Below are 14672 nucleotides of genomic sequence, written 5' to 3'. Positions count from 1 at the left end.
TTCTATCATCAGTTATTCTTGAAAAATATCCTTTGACATTATACCACACTCTTTATGCTACTGCCTATGTTTGTTTTTGTGATAATTATTTGCTTTTCTATTTTCTCCGCCAGCTCCGGAACATGAGAAATAATCCCGATCAGGCGATCCTTTTCCACCAATGACATAAGCGTCTGACATGCCTGATCTAAAGATTCACTATCCAAAGAACCGAAGCCCTCATCGATAAACAGTGTTTCCACCCGGATGCCGCCGCTATAGCTTTGAATCACATCGCTCATACCAAGAGCAAGAGCCAAAGAAGCTTTGAAAGACTCACCTCCGGACAAGGTCTTCACCGAACGGTGTTTCCCTGTATAGTAATCGAGGACTTGAATTTCCAGATTATCCTTCGTTCTGCCGTCGCTCACTTCCTCCACGCGGGAAAGCTCGAACCGCCCATTTGTCATCTTGGCAAGCCTGATATTCGCGGCCCGTAATATCTCTTCGAAATATCCGGCAAGCACATACTGCTCGAATACGAGACGCTTCGGATTGTTGCCGGATGCCATGTTATCTAGATCTTTAACGATACCGTATTCCTTATTCAACTTTTGCAGATGTGATAATTTGTCTGTTAAAGATTTTCTTATCTTTTCCACCTCATGCAGACGGTGATTCCACTTATTCTGCATCACAATCATTTCTTGTCGTTCCTGTCTCTTTAACTCCCATTGTTCCTTAAGCTTTGAAATATCAATTTCCGATTGTCCCTTTGTTTCTTCTTTCAGATGCTCAATCAGATTCTCGGAAGCATGAATCTTTCTATCATAATCCTCTATTTCTTTTTCCAAAGGTTCTATCCGTCCCTTATTCGACAGACTTTCTTCAAACATGTCGATATCGGAGAAACCTGCTTCCCGATACTTCTGTTCAAACAGAGCTTCCGCTTCCTCTTTGCTGCTTTCCTGCAAGAGGATTTCTCCGGATGTCCGTTTCAGCACTTCTTTCTTCTCCTCTTCTCTTGTCTGCAGTTTCTCATACATCATTACCAGATTTTCATATTCTGTCTGCACCATATGGTTCATTACAGAATGAATTTCTTCCCCGAACGCTTGTAATGCCCGGTTATGATCTTCCAGTTGATTTCTCGCCTCTTTTTCCCGATCGATCCTTCCTTGCAGCTCCCCTTTACATGCGGATGCCTTTCCGTGTATCTCCATCAATACTCTGTTCGCCACATGGTAATTATCCCTTAGTCGATTCAGTTTCTCTTCTTCCGGAACATCATCGGATACCTGTGCCACCTTCGGATGCTCACAAGAACCACAGACAGGACATGGTTCACCTTCCTGTAATAATCTGGCAGCGATGCCCACCGCAGCTCGTTTGTAAGCCAGATCTGCCATCTCGTAAACTTCCTTTGCCTTTGAAGTTAACTCTTCTTTTTCCAAGTATTCTTTTTGCAGCTTGCGAAGCTCTTCTTCCTTTTGAATCCGCTGTTGACCGATTTCCTTCAGAAACCTTTCTTTCTCAATGCAAAGTTTCCGGCATTCATAAGCTGCTATTATCTTTTCACGGCTTTTATAAACAGGTAAAAGCTCGTGCCTTCTTGCTTCCAGCACTTTTAGCTCTTCTTCCGCCTCCTTTTGCCTCTGCACCAAAAGCCGGAGCTGCTTCTTTTCATTTTCACTCTGTACATAATCACCGCTAAGGGATGCTGCTGCTTTTATTCCTTTCAGCTGCACCTTCTTCGCTTCTATTTCCGGTTTCCGTTCCCTTAACAGGCGAGCGACTTCCATTTCCCTCGTGAGCCTATGTAACTTATCATTCACTTGTTCCGAAGCACTGATCTCTTCCGTCAGCTTTACCGCGGCTTCCTCCAGCTTCCCGTATTGCTTCTGTGCTACTGTCAGCGATTTCTTATGTTCATGCTCCGATTCCTTCAACTGCTCCAATATCTTCTCGTAGAAATAATCTTCACCTGCTATAAGCTGGGAAAGCGCTTCATTCTCCTTGGCTTCCCCGACACGCAGCATATGGATATCCTCTTCCATTCGATGCTTGTATTCCATCACCTGCTTGTACAATTCTCCGGAACGCGTCCGTAGAATTCCCGCAAATCTGTCATAGATAGCGGTGGAAAATATCTCTCTGAAAATCTTCGTTTTTTCCGCAGGAGATGCCGCTAATAGCCTTGCGAATTCCCCCTGAGCTATCATGGAAATTTGTTTATATTGCCTATAATCTAGTACAAGAACATCCTGTATCTTACGGTTCACTTCACTGCTTCCCTGGATTATACTTCCATCCGGCAGATACAATACCGCATTTTCTTTCTCTTTCGTATAATCCCCCGTTTTGCTCTGCCTTTTCTTCGGCCTTAAATACTCAGGATTACGCACGATACGATATTCTTTACCGCCGTGCTGCATGATCAGCTCTACGAAAGTTGCCGTATCCGCATCTGCAAAATCACTGCGTACACTGCTCTTTTCTCTTAGTTCTCCGCTCATCGCACCATACAACGCATAAGTGATCGCGTCGAATAAGGTAGTTTTTCCCGCACCGGTAGGGCCGGCAATAAGAAAAAGACCTCTTTCATCCAATCGGGTGAAATCTACTTCTACTTTATCTTTATACGGTCCCCATCCGGAAAGTATCAAAATCTTGGGCTTCACAATTCCACCTCCCTTACTTCCCTGGCAGTAGCCTCGATGATTTCCATACGTTCCTCATCCGGCCCTTCTCCGCGAATCACCTCATAAAATCCGGTGAAAAGCTCCGGGATGCTCTTTCTTTTTTCCGCCGCCTTGCTTTCATATTCTATATTCCCTATCGCTTCATTTTTCATAAGCACAATCTGCATAATATTCGGATAAACGCTTCGCAATGTTCCGATAGGGTCGATTAACTCTTCCTCATCGGTAAGCTGAGCCTGGATATAATCAAAGCGATCCGCTGCTTCCACAACTTCCTTTGCCATAAGCTCTTCCAGTTTCCCTTTTATCTTACGCATTTCATGTATTGGATGTAGGGGAACTTCCGTCACTGTCACCTGTCCCTTTCGCCCCAATTCCACCAAGTTCACACTTTTACTCTTGCCAGCCTCTGAAAAGGAGTAAGCAAGAGGCGCACCTGCATAATAGACTTGCTTTTCTCCTATTCTCTGCCTTTTATGAATATGACCGAGGGCTACGTAATCGAAATCGTCGAAAAGGGTAGCCTCTACATTATCGAGACCTCCCACATGTATCATCGTCTCCCCCTCGGAAGTCTCCGGCTCTTTGCCTCCGTTCGTCACGAAAAAATGAGTGACAAGCACACGTCTGGCGTCCTCTCCATACTTTTCTTTCTCCAAAATTCTTTCCACTGCCTCTCCACTCGTCTTAACTCCTACAAGTGCCGGCTTAATAAAGGGTAATAAAGCAAAGGTAACTTCGCCGTATTCATCGGTCAAAACTACCTTTTTCAGTTCCCCTTTATAGACACCCGCTATATGGATTCCTTTTTCCTGCAGGATTTCTTCTGCAAATCCCACCCTCTCGGGAGAATCGTGATTGCCACTGATGAGAAGCACCGGAATCTTAAGCTTTACCATCTGTGTAAGAAATTCATCCAGAAGTGTTACTGCCTCTGACGGCGGAATCGCCCTATCGTAAATATCCCCGGCAAGCACCGCCGCATCCACCTTCTCTTTACTACAAATCTCAATGATTTGCTGCAATATAGACCGCTGTTCCTCCAACATGGAAAAATCATTCACCGTCTTCCCAATATGCAAATCGCCCGTATGAAGAAATTTCATCAATATAGCTCCCCATTTTTCTTAAACCATGTATCCCCATTCGTAAGAATATAATCCTCTCCCGAACGCATCGCTTCTATAAAATCATAAATATCTGTCAACCGGCGTTTGAAAGCCACACCCGCTCCAAGTAACGTCGTCGTATGAATATCCGAACCGGCACTGATAGGAAGATTATGCTTCCTGGCATAGGCAATCGCGCTTTCATCGAAGGCCGGATTTCTATGCGACATACTTCTCTTATTGGAATGGGTAGCATTAATTCCCTCCACAGCATCCACATATTCAGGATATAGCCTTATCTGCGGAATATAGAATTCTTCGCGAAATGGATGAGCATGAATTACCATTCCTTTCGCCTCTTGCACAAGAGCATACTGCTCCTCCACCGATGCATCACGCAACTGCGGATGGCCAATCATGTACTCTTTATCCAGTCCGTAAATTAAGAACTCAGTCCCATCAAATCCTGCCTCATATCCGAAGAAAACATCCAGACCTATCTGATCTCCAACGCGCTTCGCATCCTCATATCCCTTGGCAAATTCATTTACCCATTCCTTCCACGGCTTACCCCGGCCAATCGCCGAATTACCTCCCCAGTTATGATCCGTCACGATAATACCCGTATAGCCGGCCTCTTTACAAGCCTTCGCCATCTCCGCCCCTGAACTGCGGGCACAAGCACTGCTTTGAGACGTATGCAAATGCGTCTCGTAAAGATAGGGATACTCCTTCTTCAGCTCTAGCTTTTTATCTATCTTCTTATCTATCTTCTTATCATTCATTTTCATTTTCTCCTCCTGTTTCTCCATTCTATCTTTTATCCCGCATACATTCTATTTTTTACTCCTCTATACTTCATTCCCATTATTACATATACCTACTCATTATCCCTTATTCCCTGCTTTTATACACGGTTCATAACTGTCCGGTACTCTCACAGTTCCTTATAAGCATACCATATTTTTCCCTTTCCCGCACACCCTATTCCACGATTCCTCTCACCAATATTCCCTATTACACCATCCTGAACATTATCTCAAAAAGGACCATATGCTCATATTACACAAGCATACAGCCCCCTCATTCCTATCATATCCTCAATCCGACCAATTCTCTTTATACCAATCACTCATCGACCGCCTACCGCCTTGCCGCCCCATATCACAGCCTAACGCAGACTTTCGTGGAAAGGGATAGTTTTCATTCCGTCGGCATGCGGCGCCATATTTTCTTATATGGAACCTCGACAATACCAGGGAAAATACCGCAAGGATGCGGTATTTAGGCAACACGGTACAGGGATGTACCTTGTTGCCGACCCGACCGCTCTCCACAAGCTCCCGTTCCATATTAGAAAATACAGTCGCAAACCCGGAACGAAAACTACCCCTTCCCAAAGAAAGTCCTCGTTAACCCACTTCCACAATCCATCCCTCCGGAGCTTCTATCCGTCCCATCTGAATTCCTGTCAATGTATCGAACAGTTTCTTCGTCACAGGTCCCATATCCGTCATACCACTGGGAAGGTAAATTTCTTTTCCATGGTCTACAATCTTTCCTACCGGCGAAATAACCGCCGCCGTACCGCAAAGACCGCATTCTGCAAATTCCTTCAATTCATCTATGTGAACTTCTCTTTCTTCCACTTCAAGTCCCAAATATTCCTTCGCCACGTGCATCAATGAGCGCCTTGTGATAGAAGGAAGTATGCTGCCGGATTTAGGTGTCACTACTTTATTATCTTTCGTAATAAATAAGAAATTAGCTCCGCCAGTCTCTTCCACCTTCGTTTTCGTTGCTGCGTCCAAATACATATTTTCATCGAATCCTGCTTTATGCGCACTTACAATCGGATGAAGGCTCATCGCATAGTTAAGCCCCGCTTTAATATGTCCCGTACCGTTTGGCGCCGCACGGTCGAAATCACTCACACAAATCGTAAGGGGCTTCACTCCTCCTTTGAAATAAGGACCTACCGGAGTAGCAAATACACGAAACTGATATTCATCCGCCGGCTTCACTCCAATGACCGGACTAATACCGAACATATAAGGTCTTAAATATAAAGTCGCTCCGGAACCGAAGGGAGGAACATATGCTTTATTAGCAGCCACAGTCTGAATTACCGCATCTACAAAACGTTCCTTCGGGAAAACCGGCATTTCCAGCCTTCTGGCTGAATCCTCCATACGCTCTCCATTTAAATCAGGGCGGAAAGTAACAATACGTCCGTCTTCTGTTGTATATGCTTTCATTCCTTCAAAGATTGTCTGTGCGTATTGTAATACTCCTGCACACTCGCTCATAGTTATCATGGAATCTTCTGTCAGGGCACCGTCATCCCAAGCACCATTTTTATAATTGGAGACATATCTTTTATCTGTCTCCACATAACCAAAGCCAATATTTGCCCAATCCAGATTTTTCTTTTCCATATTCCGCTCCCTCTTTCGCTCGTCTGACGTAACTATTCAGCACCCTCAAATCCACCATATAACATCATTTTATTTTCGTAAATACGCAGACCCGATAAATAGTTACTTATTTTCTATCCATTATTATACTTTTTCTTATAAAAGTCAATAATTCATCCCTGCATTTATCTATTTTCACTTATCTATCCACGTTTTCTTACGGTCAGCGCAGTAAATGCGCAGACCTACTGAATAATTACCGAATTTTTTCGTATTTAATAAAATGATAGGTAATGTCGAAATAGGTCTGTTCATCGCTGCTCGCTGTCATTTTCCAATCTCCCGTCTCATCCAGATTAGGGAAATAAGCATCTGCCGCATAAGCGTGATCGATTCGCGTCACGTGTGCCACATTGCAATAAGGGAGCATCTGGCGGTAAACACTATCGCCTCCGATAACATAGACATCTTCGCTTTTATACTTCTTCAACTCTTCTAAAAGCTCTTCAATATTATGAACTACTATCGCATCTTTTACTTTATAGTCCGGGTTGGAGGATAAGATAATATTTGTCCTATTCTTCAAAGGCATTCCTTGCGGAAATGTATCCAACGTCTTTCTCCCGAGAACTACTACCTTTCCTGTCGTCTCTTCCCGAAAGAACTTATGATCATTTGGTATACGAACGAGCAGTTCTCCACCATTTCCAATTCCCCAATTACGATCTACCGCTACAATCAAATTCATATCAATAACCATACCTTTCCATAGCCTGTAAACTATTCACTATACTAAATCGCAATCGGGATATCAGCCACTTGTTCTCCGGTCACATAATTCTCAACCTTCACATCATCCCTTGTAAATTCATAGAAATCTTTGATTTCAGGATTCAGCCAAAATGTGGGAGCATCATAGGGCGTTCTGCTGATTAACTCCTTAATAATCGGAATATGCCTGTCATAGATATGCGCATCCGCAATGACATGTACAAGCTCTCCCACCTTCATATCACATACCTGCGCCAGCATATGAACAAGTACCGCATACTGCACTACATTCCAATTGTTCGCCGCCAATACATCTTGGGAACGCTGATTGAGAATCGCATTCAAAGTCAGCTTCTCTTCCCCTTCTTTCTGCGTTACATTGAATGTCATGCTATAGGCACAAGGATAAAGATTCATCTCATGCAAATCTTGATGTACGTAGATATTCGTCATAATACGGCGGCTGAACGGATTGTTCTTCAAATCGAAAATAACACGATCGATCTGATCCATCATTCCTTCCTTATACTGATGTTTAATTCCCATCTGATAACCATATGCCTTCCCTATGGAACCATCCTTATCCGACCACTCATCCCAAATATGACTATGCAAGTCATTTACATTATTAGACTTCTTCTGCCATATCCAAAGAAGTTCATCGGTAGCGCTCTTAAGCGCCGTTCTTCTAAGCGTAAGAATAGGGAATTCTTTCGATAAATCATACCGATTCACCACACCGAACTTTTTAATCGTATACGCAGGGGTACCATCCTCCCATCTCGGCCGGACCTTCTCTCCCTCAGTACTCGTTCCGTTCTCTAATATATCCTTACACATATCAATAAATATCTTATCCGCCAGACTCATAATTACCTTTCACTCCTTTTCTTCTGTTTACTGCACCACATCTGGTAATAGTTCAGTTACCTCATCTATCCCATTTATCACAAAGGGAGTTGATTTGATCTGCAAAACGTGCCAAATCCTTATTTGCCGCTCCCTCATTTTTCTTAATAACTGCCAGCAGGCGTTGCCCTGCTGCCATAAGCCTGGAAAATACATCCGGCGTTGTCCTGACTTTCCTTTTCACAGGTACCGGGGAAGCCTCATAAACTACCTCACCCGTCAATAAATCTATACAGGCACCACTATAAGGAGCAAAGGTACTCATCCCCTGCTCCTTTTGTAAGTATTCTGCAAAAGCGTCGCATACGCTACTCTCTCCATGCACCACAAATACTCTATCCGGTTTCTTCTTGAAACCTTGCAGCCAGTCAATCAGCCCGTCTTTATCCGCATGTCCGCTGATTCCCTTTAATGTATGAATCTTCGAGCGTACCTCGATGGTTTCCCCAAATAACCGAACTTCCCTCGCGCCATCCACAAGCATACGCCCAAGAGTTCCATTGGCCTGGTAGCCTACAAATAATACCGTAGATTCTGCGCGCCAGAGATTATGCTTTAAGTGATGTCTGATTCTTCCCGCCTCGCACATTCCCGATGCAGAAATAATCACCTTCGGCGTATGATCGAAATTAATCGCCTTAGATTCACTACTCGTAATCGACAGACGCAGCCCCGGAAAGCGTAGCGGATTAATTCCCTGCCGGATGAGCCCCATAGCCTCTTCATCAAAACAACTGCTTACATTTCTCTGAAAAATATCCGTAGCATCTACTGCCAAAGGACTGTCCACATAGACCGGGAAATTCCCATGTCCCTTTACTCGCTGTTCCGCCTTAATCTGTCTCAGAAAATACAGCATTTCCTGTGTTCTCCCCACTGCAAAGGAGGGGATGACCACATTGCCGCCGGCATCGAAAGTCTTTTGCATAACCTCCGTCAGTTCCGCTACGTAATCAGGTCTTGTATCAGAATGTATTCTATCTCCATAGGTGGACTCCACTACTACATAGTCCGCCTCCTCCGTTTTCATCGGATCCTTGATAATCGGTTGATTCTTATTCCCCAAATCTCCGGAAAATACAATCTTTTTGGTAACACCGTTCTCAGTAAGCCACACTTCAATACTCGCTGAACCGAGAAGATGTCCTACATCCGTGAACCGAATGCGCACGCCTTCACATATATCGATAATTCGTCCATATTCACATGGTACGAGACGTTTGATCACTCCGTCTGCGTCCTCCATCGTATAGATAGGCTCATGCGGCTCTATCCCCGAATGTCTCTTGGCCTTGCGGTTCTTCCACTCCGCCTCCTGCATCTGAATATGGGCACAGTCACGCAGCATAATGCTGCATAAATCCGCTGTTGCTTCTGTTGCAAATACCTTTCCCCGAAAGCCTTTCGCATATAAGCCGGGAAGCATTCCCGAATGGTCTACATGAGCATGCGTCAGAAACACATAATCAATCATCGCCTCTTCCGCGGGCAGTTTCGCATTCTCATAAAAGGATGTTCCCTGCTCCATTCCGCAGTCAATCAACATATAAGTTCCGTTTACCTCAAGGAAATGGGTACTTCCCGTTACTTCATGAGCTGCTCCGATAAATGTTAGCTTCATATAAACGCCTTTCCGTCCGCTTTGCAGACCAGTATTACTTAGCTGTAGGACATTATCATTCCGTCCCTTTTCAAATACCCGTACAGCAATTCCGCTATCAGATTCGCACTTTCTGCAATATCTGTACGGTAATACAGACAGTCTATCTTCTTATACTGTCCTATAATAGCTCCTGCAAACAATTCTATGTCTTCCTCGCTGTTTGCATCTCCATGGAAGAAAAATATATTTCCTCCGTACTCCGTCTCAACCTTATCTTTTAGTGAACATGATGATTCTTTATCAATATCCATAAAGGCAACGGTATATCCTTTTTTTGCGTATTGCTCCACCAGATGACTGCCTGTCCCTTTGGCTCCGCCCACGACTATACATGTTTTCCCTTGAAGCATGTTTTATTTCTCCCCTGCTTGTTGGATTATTCTTTTAGTATCGTTCAGCGCGCTTTGAACTATTATCATTATACAAAAATCGACTTGCCTAATCAAGAAATAAAGAGTATCGCGCGATGCTTTACACTATTTTAATTCATTTGCCATCGTATAGAACTGATGATAAATCCCTTTTATCTCAAGTAAATCCTCGTGTTTTCCCTCCTCTACAATGCCTTCATCCGTCAGCACAAGAATCCGATCCGAGCTGCGGATGCTGGAAAGTCTATGCGCAATCGTGAGTGTAGTTCTTCCTTCCGACAGTCTTGCAAGGGACTTCGCCACCGCGAATTCACTCTCATTATCCAGCGCCGAAGTCGCCTCATCCAATATAATAATGGAAGGATTTTTCAAAAATACGCGGGCTATACTGATTCTCTGCTTCTGTCCGCCGGAAAGCTTAACTCCTCTTTCTCCCACATAAGTATCGTATCCATCCTTGAGATCCATAATAAATTCATGAGCACCTGCCCGTTTGGCCGCCTCCATTACTTCTTCTCTCGATGCACCCTGCCTTCCATATATAATATTATCGTAAATTGTACCTGAGAAAAGATATACATCCTGCTGTACGATTCCTACATTCTGACGCAGGCTTTTTAAAGTAAAGCTTTTCACATCTTGGTTATCTATCGTAATTCTTCCCGAAGTAACATCATAAAATCGGGGAATCAAGTTGCACAGCGTCGTCTTGCCGCCTCCTGAAGGTCCCACAATCGCCACCTTTTCTCCATGTCTTATGCGAAGGTTCAAATTCTCGAATACCACATTATGATCATCCGGATATTGGAAGCTTACATTATCAAATACAATATCTCCACCCTTATAGTCCATATCTTTCGCATCCGGTTCATCGAATATCTCAATATCCGCATCCATAATCTGCAGAAAACGTTCAATTCCTGTCATTCCTCTCTGGAACTGCTCTGCGAATTCGATAATGCGGCGAATCGTCGCTATCATCGTTGTTACGTATAACATATAGGCAACCAAATCACCCGGAGCTATCATACCTTTTATCATAAAACCGCCGCCAGCAACGACTACCGCAAGATACATAATACCATCAAATAATTTCGTAGACGTCTGAAAAGCCGCCATATAACGATAGGTTTCTTTCTTAATATCCAGAAACTCCATATTGTCCTTATCGAATTTATGGTTTTCTGTTTCTTCCCCTGTAAATGCCTTCACCACTCGCTGTCCAAGCAGGCTGTCTTCAATTCTCGCATTCAATTCACCAATCTGGTTTCTCTGCTTGCTAAATGCACCGCGCATTCTGAAGTTCAAAGACATACATACCAGAATCATAATCGGTACTACAATAAAGATAATAAGTGTAAGCGGAAGGTTAATTCCTGACAAGATGATAAAGGAAATACCAATCTTAATTGCCGCAATAAAGAATTCTTCCGGACAATGGTGAGCGAATTCCGTTACATCAAAAAGGTCGTTAGTAATCCTACCCATAATCTGTCCGACTTTTGTATTATTATAGTAGGTATCCGATAACTTATGCAAATGAAAATAAGCATCCCTGCGCATATCCGTCTCTATTTTCGCACCCATCACATGGCCCATATTCGCCATATAATAACTTGCAATACTATCGATAATCCTAAGCACCAGATATAGCAGACCCAGCTTACCTATCGTTCCAATGGATAAGGCAGCCAGGTCGTTAAGCCCCTCATTCGTGATATACCTCATAATCAGAGGAAGCACCAGTTCACACACCGTCGTAAGAGCCGCACAGAACAAATCCATGTACAATGTTTTTCTATACGGCTTAAAATAAGGTGCAAATCGATTTAAAAGTTCTTTTGTCTTATACTGTCTGTTATTCATTTTTTCTCTCCTCATTTGTCATTTATTATATCATAACTTCACATTATAAATCAAATTCAGGCTCCGGCTGTTTCTCACTTCCACCGATCACGAACAGCTCATGCACCAGCAGCGGAGTTGCCGATAAGGCCGCCAGGCAAACCCACTCAACAATGGAAAGCCTCGTTGTTCCGAATAGCTCTACGAAATAAGGAATCTCCGTCACAAGCACCTGAAGCCCTACACCGATCGCCCAAGCGTACAGCATATATCGGTTCGAAAGATGGTTCATCCTGAATATCGATTTATTTACATCTCTCATACCAATAGCATGGAATAACTGACTCATTCCCAGTACCGTAAAAGCATGGGTCTGTGCCTTATTCAGCAGGTTGGGCAGATTCAAAACCGCATCCATATTCGCAAGACTTACCGGTAACCCCTGCCTCATAAGTTCTCCATAGGGTACTTGCAAAAATGCAGCAATACTGATCGATGCAATTACTGCCCCATAACACAGGGTACAAGCCAGCCCGCCGTGAGCGAATAAATTTTCCTCTTTTTTACGTGGTTTTTGCTTCATTAGCTCTACCCCGTCGTTCTCATCCACTCCAAGGGCGAGAGCCGGAAGGGAGTCCGTAATTAAGTTGATCCATAGAATATGGCTCGCTTTCAGCGGAGATGGAAGTCCTACAAGAATTGCAGCCATCATTGTAATAATTTCTCCGAAGTTGGAGGATAACAAAAAGAGAATAGACTTTCTTATATTTTCGTAGATACCGCGTCCTTCTTCAATCGCCTTCCTAATCGTAGCGAAGTTATCATCCGTTAATATCATATCCGAAGCATTTTTGGCCACATCTGTACCGCACATGCCCATGGCAATTCCAATGTCCGCCGACTTTAACGAAGGAGCATCATTCACTCCATCACCCGTCATCGCTACTATCTTGCCTTTCTTTTTCAGAGCATTGACGATTCTCACCTTATGTTCCGGCGACACACGGGCATATACCCGGATACGTTCCGATTTTTCATCGAATTCCTCTTCCATTAATGACTCGAGTTCACTGCCGCTTAAACATTCGCCGCGTTCTCTCGCAATTCCAAGCTCCTTCGCAATAGCAAATGCCGTATCGATATGATCTCCCGTAATCATTACCGTATCCACTCCGGCTCCCCGAAAAGCCCGCACTGCTTCCGCTGCCTCCGGCCTTGCCGGATCCATCATTCCTATCAATCCCAGAAAAGTAAGTTCCCTCTCCGATGCATCCGGGGCCCCTTCCCGCATAGCTACTGCCAGCACGCGAAGAGCCTGGCCCGCCATCTGTTCCGCCGCCTGCAGGATATCCTGCTTTGCCGAACTTGTTATCCCGATTTTTCTGCCATGGGACATCATATATTTACTGCATGCCAATACACCTTCCGTACTTCCCTTCGTATAGGATACCCTTCCGCCACTTCCCTGATGAAGGGTCGTCATTCTCTTTCGGTCGGAATCGAAGGCTTTCTCGTCGATTCTGGGATAACGCTTCTGTATCTCCTCTCTGGTAATTCCATATCTCTTCGCCAAGTCTAACAGCGCTAGTTCCGTAGGATCTCCGATTCTATCACTTCCTATAAGATAGGCGTCGTTGCAAAGTACGCAACCGTATAACAATTCCCGATATCTATCCGATTCCAAATGCTCTACATCCAGAACCTGCGAATCCACATAGCACTTTCTTACTGTCATCTTATTCTGAGTCAAAGTTCCTGTTTTATCCGAGCAAACCACATTGACTGCTCCAAGCGTCTCTACCGAAGGCAACTTTCTGATAATCGTGTGCACCTTAACCATACGCGAAACACTAAGTGCGAGAACAATCGTAACAATAGCTGCCAATCCTTCCGGAACAGCCGCTACTGCCAGTGAAATCGCTGTCAGTAACATTTCCCCTACGTCTCTTTTCTGAAGAACTGCTACCAGAAATAAAAAGGCGCAAATAAATACCGCCACTACACTCAATACCTTTCCCAAATCTGCCAGACGCTTTTGCAGCGGCGTCATTTCCTCCTTCGTCTCGCTGATCATATCCGCAATATGGCCTATTTGCGTGCTCATACCCGTAGCGACCACCATGCCCTCGCCGCGTCCATAGGACACATTAGTGGACATATAAGCCATATTCTTACATTCTCCAATATTCATTTTTCCGCCCGCCAGATAAGCGGCATCCTTATCCACAGGTACCGATTCTCCTGTAAGCGCTGCTTCTTCGATTTTCAGGCTCATCGTCTTGAGAAGCCTCAGATCGGCCGGCACTTGTCTGCCCGCCTCCAGGCATACGATATCACCCGGCACCAGATCTTCTGCCGCAATTTCCTTCTGCCTGCCATTTCTCTTCACAATAGCATGAGGACTTGTCAGCTTTTTCAGCGCCTCAATCGCCTTAATAGCCTTCCCCTCTTGTACCACGCCAACGAAAGCATTCACCATGATAACTGTAACGATAATCGCTGCATCTCCCACTTCCCCAAGCAGCATAGAAACTGCTGTGGCAACGAACAAAATAAATATGAGAGGATCGTTTAACTGCTCCAGAAATAGAGCTATCTTTGTTTTTTCCTTTTTTTCCTTTAATCGGTTCTTTCCATACTGCGAAAGCCGGCTTAGTGCCTCCGCATTGTCTAATCCCCTCTCCGTATCGCTTCTCAGCATCTGTTCGGTTTCCCGAATCGACTTATTCTCATACATAAATACGCCTCCGCTTGTACTTTGTCCTATGCTTTTATATGCTTGTACGAGGGAAAATATGTATGAGAGATTTCTCAAGACACGAAAAAAGGACATCCACCAAAGATGGATGTCCTTTCCATGTAAAAGGGGAATTTTACATTTGAACTTTCGTTCTGAAATGATTGTA

11 protein-coding genes are annotated in these 14672 nt (G+C 44.2%); all 11 read right to left on the bottom strand.

The features are described from left to right. Window positions 1-38 precede the first annotated feature (38 nt). Window positions 39-2660 (bottom strand): AAA family ATPase, encoded by a 2622-nt coding sequence (locus RBB56_RS14375; RefSeq protein WP_306719655.1) that lies wholly within the window; start codon window positions 2658-2660, stop codon window positions 39-41. Continuing rightward, window positions 2657-3787, bottom strand: coding sequence for an exonuclease SbcCD subunit D (locus tag RBB56_RS14370; protein ID WP_306719654.1), 1131 nt, complete (start codon window positions 3785-3787; stop codon window positions 2657-2659). Before RBB56_RS14370 ends, RBB56_RS14375 begins: the two co-directional genes overlap by 4 nt. Continuing rightward, entirely contained in the window at window positions 3787-4581 is a 795-nt protein-coding gene (locus RBB56_RS14365; protein WP_306719653.1) for a PHP-associated domain-containing protein, read from the bottom strand. Before RBB56_RS14365 ends, RBB56_RS14370 begins: the two co-directional genes overlap by 1 nt. A gap of 309 nt (window positions 4582-4890) precedes the next feature. Further along, complete coding sequence (locus tag RBB56_RS14360; RefSeq protein ID WP_306719652.1) at window positions 4891-5190, bottom strand: hypothetical protein; 300 nt, start codon at window positions 5188-5190, stop codon at window positions 4891-4893. Window positions 5191-5202: 12 nt separating this feature from the next. Further along, on the bottom strand, window positions 5203-6264 hold the full coding sequence (locus RBB56_RS14355; RefSeq protein ID WP_306722166.1) for a branched-chain amino acid aminotransferase: 1062 nt from the start codon (window positions 6262-6264) through the stop codon (window positions 5203-5205). Between the two features lie 199 nt (window positions 6265-6463). Beyond that, window positions 6464-6955, bottom strand: a complete 492-nt coding sequence (locus RBB56_RS14350) for a dihydrofolate reductase (protein ID WP_306722165.1) — start codon at window positions 6953-6955, stop codon at window positions 6464-6466. A 44-nt stretch (window positions 6956-6999) separates the two neighbouring features. Further along, entirely contained in the window at window positions 7000-7848 is an 849-nt protein-coding gene (gene thyA, locus RBB56_RS14345) for a thymidylate synthase (RefSeq protein WP_306719651.1), read from the bottom strand. A gap of 61 nt (window positions 7849-7909) precedes the next feature. Further along, a complete protein-coding gene (locus RBB56_RS14340) occupies window positions 7910-9508 on the bottom strand; it encodes an MBL fold metallo-hydrolase RNA specificity domain-containing protein (RefSeq protein ID WP_306719650.1) in 1599 nt (532 codons plus the stop codon). A 38-nt stretch (window positions 9509-9546) separates the two neighbouring features. Continuing rightward, window positions 9547-9900: an SDR family NAD(P)-dependent oxidoreductase gene (locus RBB56_RS14335; protein WP_306719649.1), complete on the bottom strand. Its 354-nt coding sequence runs from the start codon at window positions 9898-9900 to the stop codon at window positions 9547-9549. A gap of 126 nt (window positions 9901-10026) precedes the next feature. Then, on the bottom strand, window positions 10027-11787 hold the full coding sequence (locus RBB56_RS14330; RefSeq protein WP_306719648.1) for an ABC transporter ATP-binding protein: 1761 nt from the start codon (window positions 11785-11787) through the stop codon (window positions 10027-10029). A 43-nt stretch (window positions 11788-11830) separates the two neighbouring features. Beyond that, window positions 11831-14503, bottom strand: coding sequence for a cation-translocating P-type ATPase (locus RBB56_RS14325; RefSeq protein ID WP_306719647.1), 2673 nt, complete (start codon window positions 14501-14503; stop codon window positions 11831-11833). Window positions 14504-14672: the final 169 nt, after the last annotated feature.

The organism is Kineothrix sp. MB12-C1 (assembly GCF_030863805.1).
Lineage (GTDB): Bacteria > Bacillota > Clostridia > Lachnospirales > Lachnospiraceae > Kineothrix.
This window is presented reverse-complemented; position numbering and strand designations above follow the sequence as displayed.